Raw genomic sequence first — 26,533 nt, 5'->3', positions numbered from 1 at the left:
AACGGGATGCTCAGTATCTGGCGACGACCGGTCCGCCGAACTTGTAGTTCACGCCGACGCGCACGATGTTGGACTTGAGATCGACCGAATGGGTGAAGGTCTGGGCCGGCAACGCCACACCGACGTTGAAATTGTTGCTGGTCATGCTGCTGCGGCCAAGATCGACGTAAAGATATTCGGCCTTCAGCGACCAGCCGTTGCCCACGGCGTACTCACCGCCGACGCCTGCTGTCCAGCCGACGCGGGTGTCGCGGATCGCTCCGGACTCGGTCGCGCCAGCAAAGGTGTCGGTGAAGCTGAAGTTGCCCCTCACCTCGGCGATGGCGGCGCCGCCGGTGGCGTAAATCAGCCAGCTCGGCGTCGCGAGGAAGCCGATGCGGCCGCGAATGGTGGCGAGCCAATCGGCCGAGAGCGACGAATTGACCGTGAAGGTGGTCGGCGCGCAGCAGGGATACACGGCCGTGCTGCTCGCGCTGCCCTTGAAGCCGAAATAGTTGATGTCACCCTCGAGGCCGAGCACGGCGTTGTTGACCTGCCAGTTGTAGCCGGCGGTGAAGCCGCCGGTCACACCGGAGCTGTTGATGTGTTGGGCGCCGACCGTCCCGATGGCGGTCACGCTCGAATCGGCGAAATAGGCGGCCACCGGAAACAGCGTGGTGGTGGCGGGGTTCGCGCTGCCCCACTGCCCGCCAACATTGCCGCCGACGTAGAAGCCGGTCCAGTTATAGACTGGCGCCATCACCGGCGCCTTGGTGTAATGCGCCGCGAGGTCGGCCGCCTGAACGGATGCGGTACCCAGGACAACCGAGGCGGCCGCCAGCAAAAACTTCTTCATTCCAGTCTCCTTGCCCCACGCGATTGACCTCGCGCTTCGAATGCGCGCGGGTAAGAGGCAACCGGCGCAGTTAGGGCATAGGGCGTGCGCCACTGCTCGTCTTGGGCTGCGGCGAAGTTCGCAAGGACTGTGACGTAGTGTGCGCCTCGGATCGTGCGAACGGATGACGGGTGTGGCCGAGGAGCCACGCATCAACCACGACCGGCGGCGCGCAGCACACGCCCGTGTCGCACCACGACAAGCTCGCCAGACCGCGATTCGCGACCGCGCGCTTCAGACCGAGCGCGTCAACCCGCCGTCGACGCGGATGTTCTGGCCGGTGATGTAGGCCGCGCCGTCCGAGGCCAGGAACGAGACCGTCGCGGCGATCTCCTCGACCTTGCCGTAGCGCTTCATGGGCACGCTGTCGCGGCGCGCGTCCAGCTGCGGCAGGCTGTCGATCCAGCCGGGCAGGACGTTGTTCATGCGGATGTTGTCGGCGGCATGGGTGTCGGTGAAGATCTTGGTGAAGGCGGCAAGGCCGGCGCGGAACACCGCCGAGGTCGGGAACATCGCACTGGGCTCGAACGCCCAGGCGGTCGAGATGTTGATGATGGCGCCACCCTTTTGCGCCTGCATGATCGGCGTCACCAGCCGCGTCGGACGGATCACGTTGAGCAGATAGGTGTCGAGGCCGGTGTGCCACTGCTCGTCGGTAATCTCGGTGATCGGCGCACGCGGCCCGTGGCCGGCGCTGTTGACGAGCACGTCGATGCGTCCCCACTTCGCCATGGCGCCGTCGACGAGGCGCTTCAAATCGTCGTTCTCCTTGTTGGAGCCGGTGACGCCGAGCCCGCCGAGCTCGGCCGCCAGCGCCTCGCCCTTGCCGGAGGACGACAGGATTGCGACGCGAAACCCGTCGGCCGCCAGCCGCCGCGCAGCCCCTGCCCCCATGCCGCTGCCGCCGGCGGTAACGAGCGCAACCTTCTCTGCTGCCATGACCGATCATCCCTTCAGTTGAGGCGAGCCGCAGGCTCGGCCTATCATGAGGCCTTCTACAGCCAGACCTGTCGGCAGGTCCATGGTCGAAGGCATCCGTCATGAGCAACCCGAGATGAGTGATTTGCTGATCCGCAATCTGCGCCCCGAGGAGATCTCCTTGGCCATCGACTGGGCCGCGGCCGAGGGCTGGAATCCGGGCCACGGCGATGCCGCCTGCTTCGCGGTTCCCGACGCGCAAGGTTTCTTCGTCGGCGAGATCGACGGCGAGCCGGTCGCGACCGTCTCCTGCGTCAATTACGATGATCGCTTCGCCTTCCTCGGCTTCTACATCGTGCGCGATAGTTTTCGCGGCGCGGGCCATGGCCTGCGCATCTGGAACGCGGCGATCGCGCATGCGGGCGCACGCGTCATCGGGCTCGACGGCGTCGTGGCGCAACAGGACAATTACAGGAAATCCGGCTTCCAGCTGGCCTATGCCAACATCCGCTATGGCGGCGGCGTCGCCGCGCGCTCGAGGCCGCCCACTGACGTCGTGGCGCTCGACACGATTCCGTTTGCGCTCGTGGAAGCCGACGACGCCACCGTCTTCCCCGCCCGGCGCAGCGCCTTCCTGCGCACCTGGATCGATACATCAGGCCATGTCGGCCGCGCCCTCGTGCGCGACGGCAAGCTCAAAGCATGGGGCGTGATCCGTCCCTGCCGGACCGGCTGCAAGATCGGCCCGCTCGTCGCCGACGACCGCGCGGCGGCGGAAGCGATCGTGCAGGCTTTGCTTGCGAGCGTCGATGTCGGCGAGATCTTCCTCGACGTCCCCGCCGTCAATCGCGAGGCGATCGCGCTCGCGGAAGCGCTTGGCCTCGAGCCGGTGTTCGAGACGGCGCGGATGTACACGGGAGCGATCCCGCCGCTGCGCGTCGACCGCGTCTTCGGCGTGACCAGCTTCGAGCTAGGCTAGAACTCAGTAGCAGCGCGTGATGTTGACGGTATGCTCGCTGCCGCCGCGGCCGGGCACCGTCACCTGCTCCGTCGGGCAGCTCGGCACATAAGGCCGGTCGGACGGCACCACGTTCGGCGGGAAGCGATGCGACCAGTCCCACGGAACATCATAGGTGTAGGTGTAGCGCACGTCGGTGGAGACCGGTTGCCCGGCATCCACGAAGGGCTGGCTGTAGCCGGCGCCGTCGTAGAGGAACCCGCCGCCGCCCGGCCAGTACACGAAGGGGTTATTCCGCCGGTGGAACCGAGCTCCCGGCCCCATCGGCGCACGCGCCATCGCGCCGGAAGGCGCCGCGGTCACCCCATGCGGCGCGGCGCCGCCGGGTCTGGCAAAACTGTCAATGGGGCTAAGGAGCAGCGCGGCTGCGCTGAGCGAGGCGAATAGCGCCGCATGGGATCTGGACATCATGATACGCACCAACTCGTTTGGCTTAAGCGATAGCGGCTCCCCGCCGCTACGCTAGGCCGGGCCGTCGCCCACCCGCAAACGTATAATTAATTATTGGTTAAGACACCGGCGTAACCTGGGAACAGGTGCGGCAAGACGCCCGGGATCCCCGGCTCATTTCAAGCACTTCGTTCCGCGGCCCGCGCTTCATAACCAGTTGATCGGAGTTGATCGCTCCCGCTGGACGCATCCCGGAACGCTCCCGCAGTGCAACCGTTGGCCCCCGACACCAGCAAGGAGCATCTCCAATGCAGAACAAGTCAAAACTCCTGTGCCTGATCACGGCATCACTCGTCGCCGGCACTGCGGCTGCCTCGGCGCAGGGCTATGATTGGAACGGACCGCGCGTGGGCTGGGACCGCACCGCGCCCGCCTACGAACCGGTCCAGCCGCGCGCGTATTATCCTGATGTCGGGGGGCCCTATGGCGCGCTCAACGGCACCAACCATCCGACCCCGAGTTCGACACAGGGTGACGTCGGCCCTGACGGCAACAACAACGGCACGCTGACCGGCGGATATCGCTGGTAAGGCCCGCTCGCGGCGAGGCCCACCGTCCTTCGCGGACGGTGGGCCTTCGTGCGTCAACGGCCCTGCTGCTTGCGCAGCCAATCCAGCATGTCCTGTATGTTTTCCTGCGCGTTGCCGGTGCCCTGCGTCACGATCGCGGTGTTGCCGCCGCTGCGCCGGTAGACCGTCGTGCGCCCGGGCTCCTTCTCGATTTTGACCTCGGCCTGCGCGGGATCGCCGCTCTGCGTGATCACCGAGGTGCCGTTCTCGTCCTGGACCACAGTGGTGTGACCGTCGGCAGCGCCGGCCGGCGCCGTTGCGACCACGCTCATGAGTCCTATTCCGGATGCGAGCAGGAGCAATCTCATGTCACACCTCCATCATCGGCTGAACTGAAAGATCGCCAGCCAGTTGAAACGCCCGAACTGCCTTACCGCTCCCGTATTCATGTCTCCGATCTGGAGCAGGAGCGCGTTGGTGGAATTGCCGATCTGGGTGATCTCGGCGGTGTTGCTCGCACCGGATTGACCGATGATCGCATTGGTGGTGCCGCCCACCTGGATCACATTGGCATAGTTGCGCGTGCCGCTCTGGATGATGGTCGCGTCCACCGTCCCGGTGCCGCCGATCTGGATCACCCGCGCGATATTGATGCGGCTGTTCTCTTCGATCGTCACGGGCTGAACGTTGTCGCCGAACTGCACGACCGTTTCGATGCTCACGTTCCGGTTGGTCACGCTGCGCTGGATCGACCCGGCGCTCGCCTGGGTTGCCGTGCCGATGGCGGCGAGCATCGCCGCCACGGCCAACACGTGCCTCAAGATCTGTCCGCATCGCATCGCGCTTCCCCGTTCGTTCCTGGCACCGGCGCTTTGGCTCGCGCCTTACGGGCCGGTCTGCACGATCGTCGAGGCGTTGATCGTGCCGAATTGCGCCACCGTGCCCGCATTCATCGTGCCGAGCTGCGATATCAGGCTCGTCGCCGACTGGCCGGTCTGACCGACGAAGGCGAGATTGTTCGTTCCGGCCTGCCCGATCGATGCGGAATTCGTTCCGCCGAATTGCAGGACGCCCGTGGCGTTGTTGGTGCCGTTCTGCGTCACTGTCGCGCTGGTGCTGCCGCCGATCATGAACACGCCCGCCATGTTGAGCTGACTGTTCTGGTTCAGCACCACGGGCGGCCCGCCGACAGAGACAATGGTCTTGATGTCGGCGGTCTGGGCACCGGCTGATCCGGTGCCCGCCGAGCACAGAGCGAGCAAGACGGCGCCCGCGCGTCCCAAATGATGTTTCATGACATGCCTCGTCAGTTCGGGTCGGCTCACGGAGCCTGCTGGATGATCGTCGAGCCGTTCAGGATTCCGAGCTGACCAACTCCGGCGGCATTGTTCGCTCCGATCTGGCCGATCAGGCTCGAATTGGAGCCGCCGACCTGGCCGGCCAGCGCGGTGTTGGACGCCGTCGCGGTCGTGCCGCCCTGCCCGATCACCGAATTGTTGACGGTCAGGAGCGAGCCCATCTGCAAGGTGGTCGCCGTATTGGTGGCGCCGAACTGCATCGTGGTCGCGTTGTTGCTGGTGCCGCCGCTCTGCGAAATGAACGAAGTGTTGGTCGTGCCGAATTGCAGCACGCTGGCGGTGTTGCCGGCGTTTGCGTCGGCGGCCGTCAGCGCACCGAGCGCCACGAAAGTTGCAATGAAATAGGTGATCCGCATGTCATTTCCTCCGCGACAATGGGCGGGCCATCGCAATTGATCGGCCGGCCGGATTGCGGTGCATTCGAGAATGGCGCGGACGCAACCGCAACTGGATGCGTCCGGCCAAACGGGGCTGTGTGTCAGTGCGCCGTCTGCGAGACGGTGCTGCCGTTGACGCCGAACACGCTGAGCTGGCCGACGGCGGCGGCGTTGTTCTGCAGCGCGGGAGGCCCGAACGAGTTCTGGGTGATCGCGCTGGTGTTGTTGCCGAACGCCACCTGGCCGGTGGTCGCCGAGTTCTGCACGCCGACCTGGTTCACCGTGCTGCCGTTGTTGAGCGAGGCAGCGCCGGTCCCCTGCATCGTGGACGCAGTGTTCACGATGCCGAGCTGGCTGGTCGACGAGCTGTCATTGGTGAGGCCGTTCTGCGTGACGGACGAGCCGTTCACGACGCCGACTTGCACCGTGGTCGAGGTGTTGGCGGCCTGCGCCGCGGAGGACAGGGCGAACAATGCAACGGAAGCAAAAAACAATTTACGCATGGAGTATCCCTTTCTGACCAAGTTGTCTGACTGAGTATGGATGCCGTCTTGGAAGAGGCCGACATCGTAGGGATACTGTGAACCGATCGTGGCCTGCGCGACAGACTGCAGTTCATGCTAATCGGTACGGACTAGACGTTGCGCGAGATGTCGGCACATCGAAGCGCAGAAACAGCTGCTATCCCGCGCCGGCGCGAATCGTCTCGGCTTCGCGCCCCATGCTGTCGATCAGCCGCACCACTTCGATCGGCGTACGCAGCTCCAGCTTTCGCATCATCCTGGCGCGATGGACCTTCGCCGTCACTTCGCTCACGCCGAGCCTGGCCGCGATCTGCTTGGCCACCAGCCCTTCGGCCATCAGCAGCATGATCTCGCGCTCTCTCGCCGTCAGCGTCTCGACGCGCTGGCGGGCTTCACGCACGATGTCCTCGCGTTCCAGCCGCCTGCGGTCGCGCTCGATGCCGTGCCTGATCGCATCGAGGATCTCCTGCTCGCGAAACGGTTTTGGCAGAAATTCGACCGCGCCGCGCTTCATGGCCTCGACCGAGACGCGGACGTCGGAATGGCCGCTGATGAAGACGATCGGGATCGGCACGCCCGTCTCGGCGAGCCGGCGCTGAAGCTCGAGGCCGGTCGGCGAGGTGCCGGGAAAGCGGACGTCGAGCACGAGGCACGACGGACTGCTGGAAAGATTCTCGGTGAGGAACTCTTCCGTCGAGGCGAACAACTTCACCCGGTGTCCGGTCTCCTCGCAGAGATTTCCGATCGCAGTTCGAATCTGAATCTCGTCGTCAACGACATAAACTATGGCTTGACCTGAAACCATTGCAACGGACTCCCCGGCTTGGGGCTCGATGAGCAGGCATCGAGCCATCCATTCTTCTTGCAAGCGCAGACAAGGTGCTTGGGTGAATTCGCGGGGTCCGGGCGAAGCGCATCGGTCCACCGGTTCGACGTCTTAGAGCCAACACCCGCTCGTGGCGAGTGAAGGCGTTCACATATCGGGCTTCGTGATCGGAGGGAATTGAGCGCGGCTCCGTCGGCATCGCGGCGGAGTGCGATATCGAGAATGCGGCAAGCCGGTGCCGTGGAGTCCGGTAGCGTGGAGTCCGGTCGCGTGATCGCGGTATTGCCAACTGCATCATGGCATCGCCACTCATGTGCCGAGTCGAACGCCGGGCGCCGGCCGCTTTCGGCCGGAGCAGACGGGACATTCAGTCAGCTAATCGAGTTCGATACCGCGCGCGTCATATCGATACGCTTCGTATGCATCTCCAGCAAATCACGAAAAGTCGCACCCCGCGCCTTTACTACTGGATCATCAGGCGCACCCGACCGACGCCCCGATGAGAACGACATACTGACGATAGATACTACCTTAGATGATTTACAACCATAGCGAGCTTGCCATTTTTTCCTGCCGCAACGAAGCCATTTCAACCAGGCGGGTTTTGATATGCGATTTGTGCCAGTTATTGCCTTGCTTGGAACTGCATGCAGCCTCGCCGCGGTCACCACCGTGGGGCCGGCCGTCATCACCGGCGCGGCCGGGAGGGCTACGGACAAGGCGGCGCACGCCTTGGAATCGACCAGGCGCCTGCTCGTCCCCACCGGACGCGAAGCTCCGACATTCGGGTCCGATTCGCCCGTGTTCCGCTACGCCTCGATCCAGCGCGGCAGCATCGAGCAGACCGTCACGGTCACCGGTGCCCTGCAGCCGGTCAAGACGATCGAGGTCGGTTCCCAGCTGTCCGGGCAGCTCGCCCGGGTCTATGTCGATTTCAACGACACCGTCAGCAAGGATCAGCCGCTCGCCTTGATCGATCCGCGCAGCTTTGCGGCCAAGGTCGACGAAGCCAGGGCCGCCCTTGCCGTCTCCAATTCGCTCGTCGACATCGCCAGGGCCAAGCTGGATCGCGCCCGGATCGACCTGCAAAACGCCAGAGGCAGCCGCGACGTGCTCGCCGCCAAGCTCGAAAGCGCTCAGGCGGTCAAGACCTCGGCGCAGAAGACCTTGCAACGGAAGCTGGCGCTGCAATCGCAGAACGTGGTGGCGACGACGACAGTCGACGACGCACAGACCGAGTTCACCGCACGCCTCGCCCAGGAGCGCGAGGCCGAGATCCTGATGTCCCTCAACTCCTATTCGGTGGAGGGGGCACAGGCCGACGTCCGCCGCATCGAGGCGGAGCTGCAACAGGCACGCATGGCGGTGCCGGAGAAGGCAGCCGTTCTCGCCGCAGCCCAGGCCGATCTCGACCGCACCGTGATCCGCTCGCCGATCGACGGCGTCGTCGTCGGCAGGTTCGTCAACGAGGGCCAGACGCTCGCGGTCGGACTGGAATCGCGCACCACCTTCGTGGTCGCCCACCGCCTGGAGGACATGGAGATTCACGCGCAGGTCGACGAAGCCGATATCGGCCGCATCGCCCCCGGCCAGCGCGCGCACTTCACGGTGGACGCCTACCCCGACCGCCGCTTCGAGGCGGTGGTGCGGCAGGTGCGCAAGGCGCCGCAGACCCAGCAGCACGTCGTCACCTACACCGTGGTCCTGGCGACCTCCAATCTCGACGGCGCGCTGCTCCCGGGCATGACCGCCCTGGTGAAGATCGTGATCGAGCGGCAGGATGGTGTTCTGAAAGTGCCGCTCGCCGCACTGCGCTTCCAGCCGTCCGGCACGCGGCAGGATCCTGCCGCTCGCAGCGGGGTGTGGGTACGCACCGCAAGCGGCTCGCTCCAGCGCATCGCCGTGACTGTCGGCGCGGCCGGCACCGAACAGGTCGCCCTCAAGAGCGGAGATCTCGACGAGGGCAGCCAGGTTGCCGTCGGCCAGGCCATCCGTCCGGCGGGCATGGAATTTCTCGGAATCAGGTTCGGATCATGACCGCCTCCCCGCCGCTCATCAGCCTCCAGTCGGTCGGCAGGACCTATCGCACCGACGGAGTCGCGGTCACCGCCGTCCGCAATGTCAGCTTCGACATCGCGCAAGGCGAAATCGTCGCCGTCATGGGTCCGTCCGGCTCCGGCAAGTCGACGCTGATGAACATGATCGGGCTGCTCGACCTGCCGAGCGAGGGCGCGGTCTATCTCGAAGGGGCCGATGTCGCCGATCTCTCGGAAGATCGCCGGTCGTCCTTGCGCGCCCGTAGCATCGGCTTCGTGTTCCAGTCCTACAATCTGCTCGCGCGTCACGATGCGATCGAGAACGTCGCGCTGCCGCTGGTCTATTGCGGTGTCGGCCGCAGGGAACGTTTGGCGCGCGCGGAAGCGAGCCTTCAGGCCGTCGGCATGTTGCACCGCGCCCATCATTTTCCGCGGCAGCTCTCCGGCGGCGAGCAGCAGCGCGTCGCGATCGCGCGCGCCCTGATCGCCTCCCCGCTGATCGTGCTCGCCGACGAGCCGACCGGCGCGCTCGACAGCCGTACCGGCGCCGAGATCCTGGCGCTGTTCGCCGCGCTCAACCGGACCGGCCAGACCATCGTGATGATCACGCACGATCCCGGCATCGCGGCGCAGTGCCGCCGCACGATCCACCTGCATGACGGCGAACTCGTCGCTGACGAGACGCCGGCTCCGGCCCTGCCGAAACGGAGCGCGGCGCCATGACGATGCTCCAGGGATTCCAGATCGCCCTGCACGCCCTCAGGCTCAATCCGCTGCGCAGCTTCCTCACCATGCTCGGCATCGTGATCGGGGTCGCCTCCATCGTGACGGTGTTTGCGATCGGTTCCGGCGCGCAGCTGCGCCTGCAGGAACAGATCCGCTCGATCGGCGCCAACGTGCTGATGATCACCCCCGGCGCGGTCTACCAGGGCGGCGTGCGTCTCAAGGACGGCAGCAAGCTGACGATGACGGAGAGTGACGTGCAGGCCATCCTCGAGCAGATTCCGGAAGTCCAGGCCGCGGCCGGCTCGATCGCCGGAACGGCGCAGGTCATCCACGAGGGCAAGAACTGGAATACGACGATCAACGGCACGACGACGGGGCACTTCATGGTACGCGACTGGCAGCTCGCGACCGGCCGCTATTTTTCCGGCACCGAGGAGGCCGGAGCCGGCAAGGTCGTGATCCTCGGCAGCACCGTTGCACGCGAGCTGTTCGCGCCGGGCGACGATCCCATCGGTGCGCAGATCCGGATCATGAAGGTCCCGCTCGAGGTGGTCGGCGTTCTCGATCGCAAGGGACCCGCACAGGACGACGTCGCCTTCGTGCCGCTCGCCACCGCCAAGCTGCGCTTCCTCGGCAGCGCCAGCAACATCAACCGGGATTCGGTTGCCTACATCATCGCCAAGGTCGCCGGGGACGGGCAGATGGCGGGGGCACGATCGGAGATCGAGAACCTGCTGCGGCAGCGCCACCGCGTGCCCGCCGGCCAGGAGGACGATTTCAAGGTCCAGGATCCGGCCGCCGCCATGGAAGCGCAGCAGGGAGCGATCCGCACCGTCGCGCTCCTGCTCGTCGCCATCGCCTCGGTCTCGCTGCTCGTGGGCGGCATCAGCATCATGAATGTCATGATCGTGTCGGTCACCGAGCGCACGCGGGAGATCGGCATCCGCCGCGCGCTGGGCGGGCGGATGCGGGACATCCGTCTGCAGTTCCTCTGCGAGGCGCTCGTGCTCTGCCTGCTCGGCGGAGCCATCGGCGTCGCCGGCGGCGTCACGCTCTCGATGACGGTCGCCCGTATGGCAGGATGGGTCACCTCGATCGACGGGCAGGCGATCGGCCTTGCCCTCGCCTTCTCGATCGCGACCGGCCTCATCTTCGGTTTCTATCCCGCGCACAAGGCATCCAAGCTCAGCCCGATCGAGGCGCTCAAGACGGAGTGACAGCATGCTGGGAGTGGCCACATCAACCCGCAGTCCAGGGAGCAACCAGCCATGAGCCGAGATCCGCAGGACTCGATTACACCGACGCCGCGCGAGCGCGAGCTGATGATGTTGATCGCACGGGGAATGCAGAACAAGAATATCGCCTACGAGCTCAAGATCTCGGAGAATACGGTGCGGGCGCATATCGGCAACATCATGCGCAAATACCGGCTTTCGAACCGAACGCAGATCGCGATCGTGTTCACCCTGCACGCAGCGCCATCCTCGCTACGCCGCGATCTCGCCAGGGTCGGCCATCCTCCGACGGCGACGAAGCCCGCGCAAGCCCCTGCACCACGGGTGCAGACCGCGACGGATTGAATGTCCCGGCCACAATCCCTTGCGTTGCCCGACGGGCAAAACACCCAAGGTATCGGTCAACCCGCGGCGGCGAAAATATTCCACTTTACCGAATTTCGGAAATCGCGTATGCGTCGCCTCAACCCGGCCCAAGGAAGAGGGGCGTATCGCGATCGTCACGAACGCGGGCCGGGCGGCGGTGGACGCAGGTGACATCGGCGCGAAGTGCTTTCGCAGGGCGGAGAGCCGTGAGCGAAAGTATCGCGCACACGACCGGTGTGATCCGCGTACGGCAAAATCGTGTGGTCCTGGCGCCCGGGGTCTGTGCGTCAAGTCTTGTGGTGATGGGTATCGTCCAACCGGACGCGCCCGTCAGCCATCCGCAAGGCGACGGGGGCAATAGTGCAACGCTCCCCGGGGAGAGCACGACATAAGCCGTAAAACCACTGCGCAGGGAAGGCCGGGATGCTCCGCTTGCCCTGTTACCCGCTGTGCATGAAGCATACGCAATCTGCTCTTGGCATGGCGGTCAATGGGAGCCAACCGGCTCCCGGCCTTCCCTGCGCCCTCTTTCAATTGAGGGTGAGGCGATGAAGCAAAGCTCGGGCGAAATGCGCTGCGAGGATGCGAAGGCGTGTCTCTTGTTGGAAATGAATCGATCCCCATGCTGCAGAGCCGGGGCCCATGTAGCAGCACATGCTGTGGCTTCCTGGGTCCCGGCTCTGCGCGGCAGCGTAGGAACGCTGCAGCGCGTCCGGGACACGAGCTTGGCGGATGCTGTACTTCACACTCGCGTGGGGGCCGCTCCCCTCCCCAACCCTCTTGCATCGGCGACGGGCCTTGTAACAAGGCCGTCATGCAGCGAAACTAAACGAAGCTGGGGGGCCGCGGATTGCGGCCATGCCGCCTCACCGCAGGGAGAGATTTGATGCGCCGTTCACTGGTGTTGCTGTCCGCCGGACTGACAGTGCTATCCACCGGATTTGCGTCCGCCCAGAACAACACGCCCCGCAATCTGATCCTGTTCATTCCGGACGGTCTGCGCGCGCTGAAGGTCAACCCCGACACGGCACCTGCCATGGCCGAAATCCGCGACAAGGGCGTCAATTTCAAGAATTCGCACTCGCTGTTCCCGACCTTCACCATGGCCAATGGCTCGGCGATGTCGACCGGCCATTATCTCGGCGATACCGGCGTGTTCTCCAACACGATCTGGACCAACTACTCCTCCGTCTCCGCCGGCGACACCGTGGTCCCCTTCATCGAGAACGACGCCGTGCTCGGCGACATCGACGAGCATTTCAGGGGCAACTACCTCAACGAGGACACCATCCTGAAGCTGGCCCGCGACAAGGGGTACAGCACCGCAGCGCTAGGCAAGCACGGTCCGACCTATCAGTTCGATCACACCGACAAGCCTGAAAAAGCCGGCCTGCATTCGATCGTGTTCGACGACGCCACCGGCGGCAAGAACGGCGTGGCGCTGTCGGACGAGGTAAAGGACGCCCTGGCCAAGGCCGGCCTGCCCACCACCACGCCGCCGCGCGGCGACAATTCCAAGGCGGGCGATGCCAAGACGCCGGGCACGACCGCCGCCAACGTGGCGCAGCAGGCCTATTTCGCCGACGTCGCCGCCAAGGTGGTGCTGCCGATGTTCAAGGCGCGCAACAAGCCGTTCGTGCTGGTGTTCTGGTCGCGCGACCCCGATGGCAGCCAGCACAACACCGGCGACAGCCTCAACCAGATCCTGCCCGGCATCAACGGTCCGACCTCGATGGCCGGCATCAAGAACGCCGACACCAACCTCGCCCAGCTCCGCAAGGCGCTGGACGAGCTCGGGCTTGCGGCCTCGACCAACATCATCGTCTCGGCCGACCACGGCTTCTCGACCATCTCCAAGGAAAGCAAGACCAGCCCCTCGGCCAAGGTCAGCTATGACGACACGCCGAAAGACTTCCTGCCGATGGGCTTCCTGGCGCTCGACCTCGCCAAGGCGCTCGACCTGCCGCTGTTCGACCCCAACGACAAGAACGCGAAGATCGAGGGCAACAAGCATCCCAAGGCCGGCAACGGCGTGCTCGGCAAGGATCCGGAAAAGCCCGACCTCGTCGTCGCCACCAACGGCGGCTCGGACCTCGTCTATCTCCCGAACAAGGACAAGAAGCTGGCGGCCAAGACCATCAAGGCGCTGCTCGCGCAGGACTATGTCTCCGGCCTGTTCGTCGAGGACTCGCTCGGCCGCTTCCCCGGCACCCTGCCGCTGTCGAGCATCAATCTGCGCGGCAAGGCGGCAACGCCAACGCCGTCGATCGTCGTCAACTTCCGCTCCTACGCCAGCGATTGCGGCGAGGCGCCGACCAACTGCTCGGTGCAGGTCGCCGATACCGTGCTGCGCCAGGGCCAGGGCATGCATGGCAGCTTCAGCCGCGGCGACACCATGAACTTCATGGCGGCGATCGGCCCGGACTTCAAAGCCGGCTTCGTCGACGGGCTGCCGGTCAGCAATGCCGACGTCGGCATGACGGCCGCCCGGCTGATGGGCCTAAGCGCCACACAGAAAGGAGACCTGGCCGGCCGCGTGATGTCGGAAGCCATGCCCAACGGCGCCGTGCCGAAGGCTCATGCCGGCACAATGAAATCCAGGCCCGCGGAGGGCGGCCTGACCACCGTGCTGAACTTCCAGCGCGTCGGCAGCCAGCGCTATTTCGACGCCGCCGGCTTCCCGGGCCGGACGCTCGGCCTCGAGCCGGACGGCGGCAAACAAAAAACGGCGGGGAAATAACCCCGCCGCTTTCGCTCGCGCCCCGCACGTGGGCGCGAGAACATCTCGGTTGTTACATGCCCAGATCTTTTACATGCCCAGGTCTTTTACATGCCCAGGTCTTTACATGCCGATGTCGAACACGTTCGGCAATTGGCCAGCCAGGGGCAGCGCGGTGGCGCCGAGGAAGGTCGCCACCATCGCCATCAGGCGGCGGTTGTTGTGGCGCTTGCCGCGCATCTGGCCGGCGATCCACTCCAGCATCTCGCTGTTGACCTTGGAGGCATAGGACGGCGCCCAGCTCTCGATCTCGGTGTCGGCCGACAGCGCGACGCTGCGCGGCGGCACTTTCAGGCCCGAGGCGCTTGCGGCATAGTGGGCTACCGCCTTGGCGAGCAAATCATCGAAGCGGCCGCCATCGGTGCGTTCGGTCGCGGCCCCGTTGATCTCGAACAGGATCTCGGCCTCAGCGCGGCTGACCGGCTGGTCGTTGACGGCAGTGGCGGTGAGGATGCGCGTGCACCAGGCGGTGTCGTCGGCATCGAGCGAGCGGGAGAAATGGACCCGGCCCTTGGTGGTCGGGCCTTCGCCCGTGATCACGCCGTCGCGCACGATGGAGAGTGCATGGGCCGCGGTATCGCGGCAGGACGGTTCAAGGGACGGCGAGTCAGCAGATTTAGGCGCAGCGGCAGACATAGTTCACTTCCAGATTTCTTCTGATCGGCCAGCATTTTCATGCCGGCGTAAAGGGGTGGTTAACGATTCGATACGGGGATCGCGACTTTTCTAGATGGTTGCCAATTGGTCGCTGTCAGGACCATTTTGGTTCTAGGACGCGCCGGGGCGAGCGTGATGGAAGTCATAAAAGGCATTATCGGGGCGAGCGAGACCGTGTGACCCCGGGTGGAGCTGTTTCGCCGCAGGTGCCGGTGTAACAATAAGTTGCTAGAAAATCGGCCCTTCGAGGAAGGAATTCACATTTTACTTTAACCGGTTCAGTTGGCGTTCACTTGGCGTTGTAAGACCCCTATAATGAGGGGGACGGCCAGAGACAAATTCTCCAGTATATTCAATGTGATGAGGTAGAACCATGACACTTCCGATCGGCACCACCGCACCCGACTTCGAAGCCGAGACCACCGAAGGGAAGATCAAGTTCCACGACTGGATCGGCAACAGCTGGGCGCTGTTGTTCTCGCACCCCAAGGACTTCACGCCGGTTTGCACGACCGAGCTCGGCGCGCTCGCCAAGCTGAAGCCGGAATTCGACAAGCGCGGCGTCAAGCTGATGGGCCTCTCGGTCGATCCGGTCGACCGCCATGCCAAATGGTCGGAAGACATCAAGGAGACGCAAGGCGCGGCCCCGAACTATCCGATGATCGGCGACACCGATTACAACGTCTCGAAGCTGTACGGCATGTTGCCGGCCGCGATCTCGGGCGATCCCCTCACCCGCACCGCCGCCGACAACCAGACGGTCCGCAACGTCTTCATCATCGGGCCGGACAAGAAGATCAAGCTGGTGCTGGTCTATCCGATGACGACGGGTCGGAACTTCCAGGAGATCCTGCGCGTGATCGACTCGCTGCAGCTCACCGCCAAGCATCGCGTCGCGACGCCGGCCGACTGGAACCAGGGCGAGGACGTGATCATCGCAGGCTCGGTCTCCAACGACGAGGCCAAGACGATCTACCCGCAGGGCTGGAAAGAGCCGAAGCCCTACATCCGCATCGTGCCGCAGCCCAAATAACAACGAACTGTCATTCCGGGGCGGTGCGAAGCACCGAACTATGGTGCGCACTTGCGCACCTGAGAATCTCGAGATTCCGGGTTCGGCTCTGCGAGCCGCCCCGGAATGACGCTGTGAATTTCGAGCCCTGCTTTACGCCGCCCGCACACGATCCAGAAAACCGTCGACCTCGGCTTTCAGATGCAGGCTCTCGCCCGACAGCGCCTGGGCTGAGGCAAACATCCGGCTCGAGGTCTCGCCGGTCTCGCTGGCGCCCTTGGCGGCGTGGCGGACATTGACGGCGACGTCGGCCGTGCCCGAGACCGCCGCGCGAACGCTTGCGACGATGTTGTGGGTCGCGCTTTTCTGCTGCTCGACCGCAGCCGAGATCGAGCCGGCGATGCCGCTGATGCGCTCGATGGTCTGGCCGATCGCCTTGATGGCGACGACCGATTCCTCGGTCGCAAGCTGCATGCTGGCGATCTGGTTCGAGATTTCGTCGGTCGCCTTGGCGGTCTGGCCGGCCAGCGTCTTGACCTCCTGGGCCACCACCGCGAAGCCGCGACCGGCATCGCCCGCACGCGCGGCCTCGATGGTGGCGTTCAGCGCCAACAGGTTGGTCTGCTCGGCGATCGAGGTGATCAGCTTGACGACGTCGCCGATGCGCGCGCCCGCTTCGGAGAGCTGCGCGATGCGCTGATCGGTCGCCTCGGCCTGCTGCACCGCCTCGGCTGAAATCTGGTTGGATTCCTGCACGCGCCGGGTGATCTCGGAGATCGATTGAGACAGCTCGTCCGAGGCCGACGCCGCCGAACGCACGTGCTCGGAGGCGTTTTCGGACGCGCCCGCCGACTGCGCCGACAGATCTGCGGTGGAGCGCGCGACGTCGGTCAGCTGCCGCGCCGCACGCTCGAACTCGCCTGACGAGGCCAGCACCTTGTCGAGGATGCCGCCGACGCTGCCGCGGAACTCCTCGACGAAGCTGCGCAGGTCGGATTTGCGCTGCTCGGCCGCCGCGGCTGTGGCTGCCGCCTGCTCGCTGCGCATGCGCGCCCGTTCCAGCGAATTGCTCTTGAACACCGCGACCGTGCGGGCGATCTCGCCGATCTCGTCGGCGCGATCCTCGCATTCGATCGCGACGTCGCTCTGGCCGTTGGCAAGCGCGGTGAGCGAGTGCGTGACCGAGGTGAGCGGCCGGGTGATGCGGCGGACGACCAGCAGGGTCAGGACCAGCACCAGAAGCGCGGCGAGGCCCGCGGCCGCCGCCATGCTCTCGATCGCCTGGGCCAGCATGCTCTCGTACTGGATCATGGGGATGCCGACATAGAGGATGCCGACGACCTTGCCGGCCGCATCCGCGATCGGGAAATAGGCCGTCATGAACGATTTGCCGAACAGCGTGGCCGGCCCCTTATAGGCCTCGCCACGGCGCAGCGGCGCCTGCCCCGGATGATCGGCGGCAAGCTGGGTGCCGACGGCGCGGTCGCCGTTTTCCTTTTTCACATTGGTGGAGCGGCGCACGAACTGCCCGCTCGCATCGTCGAACACGAACAGGGTCGCATTGCCGCCGACATAGGACACCGCGCGATCGACGATGGCGTGATCCCCGAAGTCAGGCATCTTGGGGATCTCGGCGCGCGCCACCGTGCCATCCTTCATCGTGATCTTGGCGGCGGGAACGGTCTCCGTGAAGGCCAGTGCCAGCGTGCGCAGATTGACCTCGATGTCGCGCAAGGCGCGATCGTTGAAGGCGGATGTCAGCGACCAATAGCCGGCGCCGACCACAAGCGCCGTATTCACGCCGATCAGCAGCACGGCACACAGAACCGCCTTCGTGCCGAGCTTGAACTGCGGCAAGAACTTCCCGGTCGAAACCTTGGACATGAATGGAACAACCCCCGTAATTCCTGCATAATGGTGCAGTCGGCTTACGGCCGCATTAACGACAGTTCACATCGCCGCGCGCGGCATGGTTTCCAAATCGTAAATGAGGACGCCCCTGACCACGCCGAGCGCGCCTGTCATCGTCTGGTTTCGCGATGACCTTCGTCTGTCCGACCATCCCGCCCTCCATGCTGCCGTGAAAGCCGGTGCGCCGGTGGTCTGCCTCTATGTGCTCGACGAGGCCGCCGGGCGCCCGCCGGGCAGCGCAGCGCGCTGGTGGCTGGCGCAGTCGTTGCGGGCGCTTGGCGCCGAGATTGCCACGCGCGGCGGATCGCTCGTCCTGCGCAGGGGACCGGCGGCCAAGGTCGTCGCCGAATTGGCCCGCGAAAGCGGTGCCCGCGCCGTCCACTGGAATGGAATTGCGCAGGCGCCGCATCAGGCAGTTGAGAGGCAGCTCGAAGCTGCACTGGCAAAGCTCGGCATCGACTCGCAAAGCTTCCCCGGCGACCTCCTCGTCCAGCCCTCGGCGATCCGCAACAAGGAAGGCCGGGGCTTGCGCGTATTTACGCCGTTCTGGCGGCGGGTGCTGTCGCTCGGCGATCCGCCAAAGCCCTTGCCCGCGCCGAAGCAGCTGCGCCCTGGTCAAAAGATCGCCAGCGATCGACTTGAAAGCTGGAAGCTCGAGCCGACCAGGCCCGATTGGGCGGGCGGCCTGCGCGGGACATGGACCCCGGGCGAAGCCTCCGCGCGGACACGCCTGCGCGACTTCCTCAAGCACACCGCGCGCCGCTATGTCGGCGACCGCGACCGGCCGGATCGGGAGGGCACCTCAAGCCTGTCGCCGCATCTGCGCTTCGGCGAGCTCAGCCCGCGCCAAGTCTGGCATGCCGCGCGGTTTGCCGCGGACGAAGATCCGGTACTCGGGCCCGGCATCGAAAAGTTCCTGAGCGAGCTCGGCTGGCGCGAATTCTGCCGTCACCTGCTCCACGACCATCCCGACCTCGCCACCGACAACCTGCAAACGAGCTTCGACGGCTTCCCCTGGAAGGGCGACAAGAAGGCGCTTGCGGCCTGGCAGCGCGGGCACACCGGATACCCCATCGTCGACGCCGGCCTCCGCGAGCTCTGGCACACCGGCGTGATGCACAACCGGGTGCGGATGGTGGTGGCGTCGTTCCTGGTCAAGCACCTCTTGATCGACTGGCGCGAGGGCGAAGCCTGGTTCTGGGACACGCTGGTCGACGCGGATGCCGGCAGCAATCCCGCCAACTGGCAATGGGTCGCCGGCTGCGGCGCCGACGCCGCGCCCTATTTCCGCGTGTTCAACCCGCAGCTCCAGGGCGAGAAGTTCGATCCGGATGGAACCTACGTTCGGCGCCGGGTACCGGAGTTGAAGGACATGCCAACCAAGCTGATTCATCGGCCCTGGCAGGCCACGCCGATCGAGCTTGCGAGCGCGGGCATCACGCTCGGCAAGACCTATCCGCAGCCGATCGTCGATCATGCCAAAGGGCGCGAGCGTGCACTCGCCGCCTACGCAAAGATCCGCAGAAGTTGAGCGCCGCTTTGACACAATTTCGAAACCCGCTATCGTCATCGCGCCAATCAAACCGCGGGGGACGATATGGACGACGATAAGCCGATCACCGAACAGGCGATGGAGACGATCACCACAGCCGTGGAAGCGACCAAGGACGCGGCGGTCATCGCCGTCAAGAAGGTCAGGAAAGCCGCCAAGAAGGTCGCGAAGAAAGTAGCGCCGAAGAAGGCTTCCAAGAAGAAGGCCAAGAAAGCCTCGAAGAAGAGTTCGAAGAAGGCTGCAAAGAAGTCGTCGAAGAAAGCGGCCAAGAAAGCGGTCAAGAAAGCGACCAAAAAAACTGCAAAGAAGGCCGCCAAGAAAGCGGCCAAGAAAACCACCAAGTCGAAAAAGAAGACTCGGAAGGCCAAGCGCTGATCAGGGAGCAGGTCTCCGGGTGTGTGCGCGCCCGGAGACAAAGCTCCAGGGATACCCTACCCTCGCGGCTTGGATGCGCGCCGGCCCGGGTGATGCTCTCCCTTCGGATCACGGAATTCGCTGCGATGACCGCGGCGGTCCTCGGCCTTGAAGCGCCGCCGCTTTTCCGGTGAGCCGAACTGCTTGATCATCCGCCTGCCGTTGACCTTCTTGATGACGTAGCCACCCTCGGTCATCGAGAACGGCGCCTTGAGCGATCCCATATGGTCGAATTTGGTGCCGCGGGGATGCTCGAAGGGCTCGAACCAGGACGGATAGACGAAGTTCGACATCGGGAAGCCGTTGACGAGGAAAGAGTCCTCCTCCACGGCGTCGCAGACCTCGTAGGCATATTGGGTGTGGCGGGTCCTGTCGGCCCACAGATTGGCCATGGGATCCAGCACCATCTCGAACAGCTCGTGCGACGCCGCCAGGCTGACGGGATCGTCCTCACCCAGCGCCTTCAGGAATATCTTCGAGATCGGCTGTCCCCGATGCGTCAGCTCGTGCCGTCCGAGGAAGTTCTTGTGGCTGGCGTCGTCGAAATAGACGAGCTGCCAGTCCGTCGGCTTCGGCTTGCGGGTGACGTCGAGATCGACCGGGTAGCCCCAGACGGGGAGGAAATGCTCGTCGTAGCATTTCTGGAGCGCGGCTGTGAGCTTGGCCATCATCCGGTCGCTCATCATCTCCTCCGCGTAGTTGATGCAGGCAATGCGGACCGGCTTCAACGATCTGCCGAGCAGCGCGCGCCTCGCCTTCTTCATGGAAATCACCGTATGAATGTGAAACTGAAATGCGTTCAGCCTAACACGAACCTGCCGCGCACGTCAGGGATGTATCCCGTCGCCCGCTCCATCCGCCTAGAAGCGCCTGTTGACGACGAACACGGCGGCCGCACACATCCCCATGCCGGCAATCGCCAGCGCGTCGAGCTTCTCTCCGAACAGCAGATAAGCCATCAGCGCGGTCACGGCGGGCACCAGATAGAACAGGCTCGCGACCGAGGTCGCCGCAGCGTGGCGGATCAGCCAGTACAATAGCCCGATCGATCCGATCGAGAGCGCGACCGCGAGCCAGCCGAGCGCGATCACGAACTCCCGCGTCCAGTGCACCACGCGGTCTTCGAACAGGAAGGCCCCGATCGCGAAGAAGATGGTGACGGACACATATTGCACGAGATTGCCTGAGCGCCAGTCGATCTGGTTGCAGTAGCGGCGCTGATAGAGCGTGCCGAGCGTGATGCTGATCAGGGAGACGACCGAGGCAAGCCAGCCGAGACCGGCTTCACCGGTCATGGGACGGTTGTGCAGGATCATCACCACGCCGCCGAGGCCGAGCACGAGCCCGGCCCATTGCACCGGCGTCACCTTCTCGCCGAGCCAGCGGTTGGCGATGGTCGAGGTCAGGATCGGCTGCAGGCCCGGGATCAGCGCGGAGAGCCCGGCCGGGATCGAATGCGCGATCGCGATCGCGGTGCCGCCGAGATAGAAGCCGTGGACGAGAATGCCGGCGACCGCGCTGTGCGCGATGCCGGTGCTGTCAGGCCATTTCGGCCGCGCGATCGCCGCGATGATCGCCATCAGGCCGACCACGATCGCCATGCGGATGGCGAGATAGGTCAAGGGATCGGCATTGTTGACGACGTATTTGGTGCCGATGAATCCGGTGCTCCAGAGCAGGACGAACAGGATCGGCGCGGTGCGGGCGGTCAGGGCTTCTTGATTATGGTTCATTGCCGCCCTCATTGCCCCACCGGGGGCTATGCGGCAATGCGAATTTCGTGCGGACGATGCTGCGCTGCGACGGACGATGGCGGCTCAGTTCAGCCGCTCACCATTCTTCCGGACAGGGGTCGATGATCTTCCAGAGCTCGACGCCGTTCTTGATCTTCTTCATGTCGGTGGTGAGCCCGCCATTGCGGCGGATCCAGTCCTTCACCTTGTCGGGGTAGTAGGACATCAGGTCGGACGTGCCCTCGGAGCTGGTGACCTTGATGCCGAAGGTGAAGGCCTTGTCGTAATAGGCCTGGTGGAAGCCGAGGCTTGCCCGCGGCGTCACGCAGATCTTGTTCATCGGCACCATGCCGAGCACCAGCGTGCAGGCCGAGTTGCAGATGCCGTCGATGATGACGCGCTCGCCCTTCTCGCGGACGCGCTTGTACTTGGTCTTGTATTCCTCGACATAGCCGCCGTGGTCGCGGGTGATATGCAGTTCGGCCCGCGCCGGCGTGGCGGCGGCGATGGAGAGCAACAGCAGGCTCAGAAGCGTGATGCGCATGGCGGCGTGACGGCGAAAGCCTTCAGGAATGAACCGGCTTCGAAGGACCCGCGAAATGAGCCCCTAGGCCGGCAACAGGATTCTTAACCGAATAGTCTTTGGTCATACTTGTGTGGGGAATTCGTTAAGCATCCCGAAAAGGCCAAAAATGGGCAGCCTTCGACCGCATGTCGGGCAATTCTGTCACACCCACCCGGGAATCTGAGGGATTAGCCCCGATTTCCGGGCGCCGGACGGGTGCCCTGGAGGTGCGAAGTGGCTATAGATGGCTGACCACTTCGTGCGGGTTCCGGAGAATCGAGATGAGCAAGTTGACGCTTGTAGCCGCGGTTGCTGCCCTGTCGGCCGCAATCCTAGCCCCTGGCCTCGCGGAGGCGCGGGGACATCACCGGCACCACCGCCATTACGCCAATCCGCTGCCCTACCCGATCAGCTATCTGCACAATTACGGCCCCGGCATCACCCCCGGTACCTTCGCCTTTTACGACGGCCCGTCGACCAATCATTGCTACCAGAGCGCGGCCGCCTATGTCGGCCAGGACCGCCGCCGGCACCCCTGCTACTGAGGGGCGCTGGCGCGGCCTCTGCGGGCGCCTCTATTTGGCGGCGCCCGACAGCAGCAATTGCTTCTCGATCTCGTAGACCGGCAGCTTGACGAGGTCCTTGCCGACCTCGCCCCGCAGCGCCTTGCGCATGACGTCCGAATAATCGGCGCGGATCATCCCGAGCGCGCGCGGTGAGGCCACCATGGTCAGGGCCGTGGTCTCGCCGGAGCTGACGGCGGCATCGAGCCGGCCGGCAAGGCTGCGCAGGAAGGCGCGCTCGGCCTCATCGTGCCAATCGGTCTGCTCGGCCGAGCTGCGCAGGCCGCCGGCAGCGGCATGCAGGCGACCCGGCGCGTCGCTCCCTTGCGCGCTGGTCATGGGATTGGGCTGCTCGTGCACCTCCCTGGTGTGAAGGTTCGGAAACATCTCGTCGCCGAGGTTTTCCAGAATGAGCGCCTTGCGCCCATCGCACACGACCAGCCAGCCGCCCTTGTCTAATCTCATCTTGTCCATTGCACAGCTCCAAGCAACCTGTGAGCCGGCTCTCCGAATTGGTCGAAGGACTGCCCACGCGACAAGACTACGAACGAAGCCCCGACGGCGAATTGCGCAGGATCAAGAACCGCATCGATGTCCTGCGTGGCCATCGCAGCGCGGGCCGCAGCATTGGTCACTCGCGCGAACCTGGGATAGTCTGGCGGGGTCGAGGTCAGGCCTGCGGCGGACCGGCTGAAGATTTGTTCATCAGCATTACATTTCGGTTCCGCCACAATTTGATCAGAACAACTTCGATATCCTGGATCGCGTCAGCGGAGGAAGACATCATGAATCTCAAGATCGGCCTCGTCGCCGCAGCCCTGTTCGGCGCCATGTTTGGCGCTTTGGCGACATCGCCGGCGGCGTCTGCCATGCCCATCGCGCCCGCGCCTGCGACGCCGCAGGCCTCCGGCATCGAGCAGGTCCGCATGGTCTGCGACGCCTGGGGGCGCTGCTTCTGGCGTCCGAACTACTATGGGTATTACGGGCCCCGGCCGTATTACGGCCCCCGGTATTATGGGCCGCGCTATTACGGTTACGGTCCACGCTATTATGGCCCACGCTATCGCCGCTGGTGACATCTGAAGGGGCCCTCGGGGCCCCTTCGCTTTTGCGAGATCATTCCTTGCGCGGTCATCACCAGCCTGGATCGATTCCAAAACTGATCTAGATCAAGGATGAAATCGGCACGCACCGTCATTCTACGGTGATGGCGGACTTGATCGTTTTTCGATGCCCCCAGACGGGCATGAACGTACAGACGGATCTTGAGAAGCAGCTGAGGCAGGAGAGACGGAGCTTTGCATCCTTCGCCTGTCCCGCCTGCACGCGGCTGCATTTCATCGACCTCGCCTCCGGCCAGCCGATGAGCCGGGAACGTTGACGGCCACATCGATCTGGACGGACGTCATGGCATGATGTCCGCAATACTACGGCCTGAAATTCGGTTTACTGAAACGCGATGTTTCGCCATTGATGGCGGTGTATCGACGTTCATTTGATTGTCACATTTCAGCAGCCGGCCAGACCATGTTGTTCGACGCCCTCGCTCCGTCCTCAGCTCTTCAACTGATCGGCTTTGCCGACGTCGATGCGTTTCGGCCGATCGAGACGATGGAGGACGCCAGGAGCATTCCGCTCGACATTCCGAACTTCGCCGCGGCCCGCGCCGTCGTCTCCCTGCCGGCATGCCGCATCATCATGATGAGATCGTTCGCGCGCATCCTTGACACCGCCTATCGGATGCCGGACGGGATGGTGATCCTGTCCATGACCGACGACCTCCAGGTCAACTTCAAGGGCCTGGATCTCGACGCGCGCTTCTTCGTGACGCTCCGCGGCAACGATGAATGCCACTTCGTCGAGCCCCAGACCAATCATCATGCAATGATCATCTTCTCCCCCGAGCTCAAAGACCGGGGCTGGTTCGATCACGCCGACGGTTTGCGGGCTCATGTCGCGAACCGGCCCGCCCTGCTGCACACGCGGCAACTCCTGCTCGACATCCTGCGAACCGCGTCAATGCAGCCGCTCCTGTTCGAGACCACCGAGGCGGCGGCCCATCTGCAGGAGGGCCTGCTGCTCGCACTCGACGATCTGTTTCGGATCGATTCGATGTCGGATCGGAGCGCCTCGGTCCAAGGCGAGCGTTCGATCAAGCTCGTGCAGCGGATCGACGATTACGTCGCAGCCCATCCGACCGTGCCGATCTATACCGCCGATCTCGCCGGTGAGTTCGGCGTCTCGATCCGCACCCTCGGCGGCGCAGTCAGCAAGGTGCGTGGCATGAGCCTGCATCAGTACATTCGCCTCAAGCGGCTGTGGGCGACCCGCGCCCGTCTGCTCAAGGGCGGCGGCGCCACCGTCGCCACGTGTGCGCGCGCGCAGGGCTTCCATCATCTCGGTGAATTTGCCGCAGCCTACCGCGCGACGTTCCACGAGGCCCCGTCCGACACGCTGGCACGCGGCCGGCACAGCCGTACCCCGCCAGCCTGACCGACGCAGCAAGCCCTTGCGACGGTGCGCGGCATCAGCGCCGTTCTGGAACATATCTGGAACGCCAAGGAGGAGTGGCGCGCTCGGAGAGATTCGAACTCCCGACCCTCGGAATCGAAATCCGATGCTCTATCCAGCTGAGCTACGAGCGCCCTGGCCCGGAGGTACCGGACCACAAACCGAGCCTTGCCGGACCGGCGGCTGACGAGCCAGCACATCGGACGGCGGTTCGGATGGGTTCGAATTAGCAGAGAGGCCGACCAATAAAAAGCCCCCGCCTCGTTTCGAGACGGATCGAAGGCGGCTGTCACCAGGTCGTGTTGAAGAGCCCGAAATGCGGCTGCTGGGCAACCAGCATCACCGGTCGTCCCTGCTGCGGCGCCGGATGGGCCCTGGCGACCTTGCGCTTGGGCTGAACCGGAGCCTTGGCGGCAGTATCGGTCTTCGCGGCCGGCGTGAACTGGGCGAAGGTCTCGCGCACCCGCGCCTTGGCTGACAGCTCGGCCAAGGCCGCCGACTGGGCCTCCTGCACGGGCGGCTGGGGAGCCACAACCGCGGCGGTCTTCACCGCGGGCGCAGCAATCGTCGGCTGACTGGTGTCGAGGACGACGCGCTCAGGCAGGTGCCGATCGGACCGGATTCGGATCAGGGGCTGATCGTTGCTCGCGGTCGCAACGGCTTGTGCCACAGGCGCCGCCGGGAAAGCGAAATTCACCGCGAACAGCAGAGCGAGCAAAGCTCCACCGACAAAGACGAAATACCGAAAGATGGGCATTGGCCGCGCTCCGCCCCCCGCATCCCCGCGTGGGCTCTCCGCCTCAACAGGCGATCTCTTATTTGGTTCCTGGCCCAGCCGTTCGGTTCAAATGGCGATGCGAGGTTTTTTCGCCAAGGGCCAGCAAGGACCAAGGAGGGTAACTTTTCCGCTACCGGAACATGCCGCCGTTAAGCACGGTGTGCTGCAACAAGCGAGCATTTCGCCTGATCGGCATTCACGTTGATGAAGCCGACCGGGATATGCGCAAAGGTCTTGCGGCTCTTCATGCTGACCGAATCCGCCAGCACGCGGCTGCGGTTGGTGAGATGACTGCCGTCGCGCCGCGTAAAGGCGCAGACGATCTCGACATCCTTTACGGCATAGTCATTGTCGTTTCGCAGCGTGAACGTCACCAGGGCTCTCGAGCCAAGGCCGCCGCGGCGCCAGGTCTGCGATGAAATCCTGAGACGACCGAGTTCTGCCACGGCAGGTGACTTGGCCGGTGCTTGGGCTTCCGAGACCGGCGACACCGCTACGGCCGTATCGCTCGGAGGAGCCGGCTCGACGGCCGCCAGCTCCGCCTTCAACGGCTCAGCACTATTGCCCTTGGACGAAGGCAGCAGCATCCAGACGCCGCAGCCGACAATGATGGCCGCCAGCAGCCACAGAAGGCTGCGGCCAAATGAGACGCTCGCGATCGTCACGGCCCGCGCCACTCGTTCGCCGGTCCCGGCGAAGCGCCCCAATCCGATCCGGTCGAGCCTGGCGTTCATGGTTGCATCACCGATCGCGGCCAAAGCCCATGCAACGACGGACCGGCCACTGCTTACCTTAATCCGGAAGAGGAACTAAGGTTCCCGCGCAGCTGCGAATCGGCAGG

Annotated in this window: 30 protein-coding genes and 1 tRNA gene; 13 read left to right on the top strand and 18 right to left on the bottom strand. The window is 64.5% G+C overall.

The annotated features are described in order from the left end of the window. Window positions 1-10: 10 nt before the first annotated feature. Together XI04_RS36385 and XI04_RS36380 are read right to left on the bottom strand one after the other, a co-directional pair. Window positions 11-835: an outer membrane protein gene (locus XI04_RS36385; protein WP_097668598.1), complete on the bottom strand. Its 825-nt coding sequence runs from the start codon at window positions 833-835 to the stop codon at window positions 11-13. A gap of 273 nt (window positions 836-1,108) precedes the next feature. After that, complete coding sequence (locus XI04_RS36380) at window positions 1,109-1,813, bottom strand: SDR family oxidoreductase (protein WP_018320668.1); 705 nt, start codon at window positions 1,811-1,813, stop codon at window positions 1,109-1,111. 115 nt (window positions 1,814-1,928) lie between these two features. On the opposite strand from XI04_RS36380, the gene XI04_RS36375 reads away from it, so the two are divergent. Next, window positions 1,929-2,771 (top strand): GNAT family N-acetyltransferase, encoded by an 843-nt coding sequence (locus tag XI04_RS36375; protein WP_028140939.1) that lies wholly within the window; start codon window positions 1,929-1,931, stop codon window positions 2,769-2,771. Window positions 2,772-2,774: 3 nt separating this feature from the next. On the opposite strand, the gene XI04_RS36370 is transcribed toward XI04_RS36375, so the two are convergent. After that, window positions 2,775-3,221 (bottom strand): hypothetical protein, encoded by a 447-nt coding sequence (locus XI04_RS36370; protein ID WP_271608869.1) that lies wholly within the window; start codon window positions 3,219-3,221, stop codon window positions 2,775-2,777. A gap of 287 nt (window positions 3,222-3,508) precedes the next feature. Between XI04_RS36370 and XI04_RS36365 the strand changes: the two genes are divergently transcribed. Further along, the gene (locus XI04_RS36365) at window positions 3,509-3,790 is read left to right on the top strand and encodes a hypothetical protein (protein ID WP_038950014.1); all 282 of its coding nucleotides are present in this window, start codon (window positions 3,509-3,511) and stop codon (window positions 3,788-3,790) included. Between the two features lie 53 nt (window positions 3,791-3,843). Here the strand turns inward: XI04_RS36365 and XI04_RS36360 are convergent, their stop codons facing one another. From XI04_RS36360 to XI04_RS36335, 6 genes are all read right to left on the bottom strand, one after another. After that, window positions 3,844-4,137 (bottom strand): hypothetical protein, encoded by a 294-nt coding sequence (locus XI04_RS36360; RefSeq protein ID WP_028140942.1) that lies wholly within the window; start codon window positions 4,135-4,137, stop codon window positions 3,844-3,846. 12 nt (window positions 4,138-4,149) lie between these two features. Further along, window positions 4,150-4,581: a curlin gene (locus tag XI04_RS36355; RefSeq protein WP_271596274.1), complete on the bottom strand. Its 432-nt coding sequence runs from the start codon at window positions 4,579-4,581 to the stop codon at window positions 4,150-4,152. Window positions 4,582-4,653: 72 nt separating this feature from the next. Then, a complete protein-coding gene (locus tag XI04_RS36350; RefSeq protein ID WP_049801994.1) occupies window positions 4,654-5,064 on the bottom strand; it encodes a curlin in 411 nt (136 codons plus the stop codon). Between the two features lie 26 nt (window positions 5,065-5,090). After that, on the bottom strand, window positions 5,091-5,483 hold the full coding sequence (locus XI04_RS36345; RefSeq protein ID WP_028140945.1) for a curlin: 393 nt from the start codon (window positions 5,481-5,483) through the stop codon (window positions 5,091-5,093). Window positions 5,484-5,605: 122 nt separating this feature from the next. After that, the gene (locus tag XI04_RS36340) at window positions 5,606-6,007 is read right to left on the bottom strand and encodes a hypothetical protein (protein WP_028140946.1); all 402 of its coding nucleotides are present in this window, start codon (window positions 6,005-6,007) and stop codon (window positions 5,606-5,608) included. A 178-nt stretch (window positions 6,008-6,185) separates the two neighbouring features. Then, window positions 6,186-6,833, bottom strand: a complete 648-nt coding sequence (locus tag XI04_RS36335; protein ID WP_028140947.1) for a response regulator transcription factor — start codon at window positions 6,831-6,833, stop codon at window positions 6,186-6,188. 630 nt (window positions 6,834-7,463) lie between these two features. Here XI04_RS36335 and XI04_RS36330 point away from each other — a divergent pair. From XI04_RS36330 to XI04_RS36310, 5 genes are all read left to right on the top strand, one after another. Continuing rightward, window positions 7,464-8,891: an efflux RND transporter periplasmic adaptor subunit gene (locus XI04_RS36330; RefSeq protein ID WP_097668597.1), complete on the top strand. Its 1,428-nt coding sequence runs from the start codon at window positions 7,464-7,466 to the stop codon at window positions 8,889-8,891. Next, window positions 8,888-9,613, top strand: coding sequence for an ABC transporter ATP-binding protein (locus tag XI04_RS36325; RefSeq protein WP_028140949.1), 726 nt, complete (start codon window positions 8,888-8,890; stop codon window positions 9,611-9,613). The genes XI04_RS36330 and XI04_RS36325 overlap by 4 nt, the downstream gene beginning before the upstream one ends. Beyond that, window positions 9,610-10,833, top strand: a complete 1,224-nt coding sequence (locus XI04_RS36320) for an ABC transporter permease (RefSeq protein ID WP_018320679.1) — start codon at window positions 9,610-9,612, stop codon at window positions 10,831-10,833. Before XI04_RS36325 ends, XI04_RS36320 begins: the two co-directional genes overlap by 4 nt. 51 nt (window positions 10,834-10,884) lie before the next feature. Then, entirely contained in the window at window positions 10,885-11,196 is a 312-nt protein-coding gene (locus XI04_RS36315; protein WP_097668596.1) for a response regulator transcription factor, read from the top strand. A gap of 907 nt (window positions 11,197-12,103) precedes the next feature. Beyond that, window positions 12,104-13,957, top strand: coding sequence for an alkaline phosphatase family protein (locus XI04_RS36310; protein ID WP_271611515.1), 1,854 nt, complete (start codon window positions 12,104-12,106; stop codon window positions 13,955-13,957). A 102-nt stretch (window positions 13,958-14,059) separates the two neighbouring features. On the opposite strand, the gene XI04_RS36305 is transcribed toward XI04_RS36310, so the two are convergent. Continuing rightward, entirely contained in the window at window positions 14,060-14,632 is a 573-nt protein-coding gene (locus XI04_RS36305) for a hypothetical protein (protein WP_271608872.1), read from the bottom strand. Window positions 14,633-15,026: 394 nt separating this feature from the next. On the opposite strand from XI04_RS36305, the gene XI04_RS36300 reads away from it, so the two are divergent. Beyond that, window positions 15,027-15,686: a peroxiredoxin gene (locus tag XI04_RS36300; RefSeq protein ID WP_028140953.1), complete on the top strand. Its 660-nt coding sequence runs from the start codon at window positions 15,027-15,029 to the stop codon at window positions 15,684-15,686. A 132-nt stretch (window positions 15,687-15,818) separates the two neighbouring features. Here the strand turns inward: XI04_RS36300 and XI04_RS36295 are convergent, their stop codons facing one another. Then, complete coding sequence (locus XI04_RS36295) at window positions 15,819-17,549, bottom strand: methyl-accepting chemotaxis protein (RefSeq protein WP_271623905.1); 1,731 nt, start codon at window positions 17,547-17,549, stop codon at window positions 15,819-15,821. A 103-nt stretch (window positions 17,550-17,652) separates the two neighbouring features. On the opposite strand from XI04_RS36295, the gene XI04_RS36290 reads away from it, so the two are divergent. Both XI04_RS36290 and XI04_RS36285 read left to right on the top strand, forming a co-directional pair. After that, the gene (locus tag XI04_RS36290) at window positions 17,653-19,107 is read left to right on the top strand and encodes a cryptochrome/photolyase family protein (protein WP_271608874.1); all 1,455 of its coding nucleotides are present in this window, start codon (window positions 17,653-17,655) and stop codon (window positions 19,105-19,107) included. A 66-nt stretch (window positions 19,108-19,173) separates the two neighbouring features. Next, window positions 19,174-19,503, top strand: a complete 330-nt coding sequence (locus tag XI04_RS36285) for a histone (RefSeq protein ID WP_095426249.1) — start codon at window positions 19,174-19,176, stop codon at window positions 19,501-19,503. 56 nt (window positions 19,504-19,559) lie between these two features. Here XI04_RS36285 and XI04_RS36280 read toward each other — a convergent pair whose 3' ends face one another. The 3 genes from XI04_RS36280 to XI04_RS36270 form a co-directional block, all read right to left on the bottom strand. Further along, complete coding sequence (locus XI04_RS36280; protein ID WP_028140956.1) at window positions 19,560-20,306, bottom strand: hypothetical protein; 747 nt, start codon at window positions 20,304-20,306, stop codon at window positions 19,560-19,562. A 96-nt stretch (window positions 20,307-20,402) separates the two neighbouring features. Beyond that, the gene (locus XI04_RS36275; RefSeq protein ID WP_095426247.1) at window positions 20,403-21,275 is read right to left on the bottom strand and encodes a DMT family transporter; all 873 of its coding nucleotides are present in this window, start codon (window positions 21,273-21,275) and stop codon (window positions 20,403-20,405) included. Window positions 21,276-21,372: 97 nt separating this feature from the next. Next, entirely contained in the window at window positions 21,373-21,819 is a 447-nt protein-coding gene (locus XI04_RS36270; RefSeq protein ID WP_028140958.1) for a hypothetical protein, read from the bottom strand. 302 nt (window positions 21,820-22,121) lie between these two features. Between XI04_RS36270 and XI04_RS36265 the strand changes: the two genes are divergently transcribed. Then, a complete protein-coding gene (locus XI04_RS36265; protein WP_028140959.1) occupies window positions 22,122-22,385 on the top strand; it encodes a hypothetical protein in 264 nt (87 codons plus the stop codon). Window positions 22,386-22,415: 30 nt separating this feature from the next. Here XI04_RS36265 and XI04_RS36260 read toward each other — a convergent pair whose 3' ends face one another. Then, window positions 22,416-22,877 (bottom strand): host attachment protein, encoded by a 462-nt coding sequence (locus XI04_RS36260; protein ID WP_028140960.1) that lies wholly within the window; start codon window positions 22,875-22,877, stop codon window positions 22,416-22,418. 311 nt (window positions 22,878-23,188) lie between these two features. Between XI04_RS36260 and XI04_RS36255 the strand changes: the two genes are divergently transcribed. Further along, the gene (locus XI04_RS36255) at window positions 23,189-23,479 is read left to right on the top strand and encodes a hypothetical protein (protein ID WP_038950354.1); all 291 of its coding nucleotides are present in this window, start codon (window positions 23,189-23,191) and stop codon (window positions 23,477-23,479) included. Window positions 23,480-23,930: 451 nt separating this feature from the next. Next, window positions 23,931-24,896: an AraC family transcriptional regulator gene (locus XI04_RS36250; RefSeq protein WP_161966422.1), complete on the top strand. Its 966-nt coding sequence runs from the start codon at window positions 23,931-23,933 to the stop codon at window positions 24,894-24,896. Window positions 24,897-24,971: 75 nt separating this feature from the next. Here the strand turns inward: XI04_RS36250 and XI04_RS36245 are convergent. The 3 genes from XI04_RS36245 to XI04_RS36235 form a co-directional block, all read right to left on the bottom strand. Then, window positions 24,972-25,048, bottom strand: a tRNA-Arg gene (locus XI04_RS36245). 155 nt (window positions 25,049-25,203) lie between these two features. Next, the gene (locus tag XI04_RS36240) at window positions 25,204-25,671 is read right to left on the bottom strand and encodes a hypothetical protein (protein ID WP_095426244.1); all 468 of its coding nucleotides are present in this window, start codon (window positions 25,669-25,671) and stop codon (window positions 25,204-25,206) included. Window positions 25,672-25,841: 170 nt separating this feature from the next. After that, entirely contained in the window at window positions 25,842-26,426 is a 585-nt protein-coding gene (locus XI04_RS36235; protein WP_271608875.1) for a hypothetical protein, read from the bottom strand. Window positions 26,427-26,533: the final 107 nt, after the last annotated feature.

Origin of the sequence: Bradyrhizobium sp. CCBAU 11430 (genome assembly GCF_028128855.1) — a bacterium.
In the GTDB taxonomy this organism is placed as follows: Bacteria; Pseudomonadota; Alphaproteobacteria; order Rhizobiales; family Xanthobacteraceae; genus Bradyrhizobium; species Bradyrhizobium ottawaense.
This window is presented reverse-complemented; position numbering and strand designations above follow the sequence as displayed.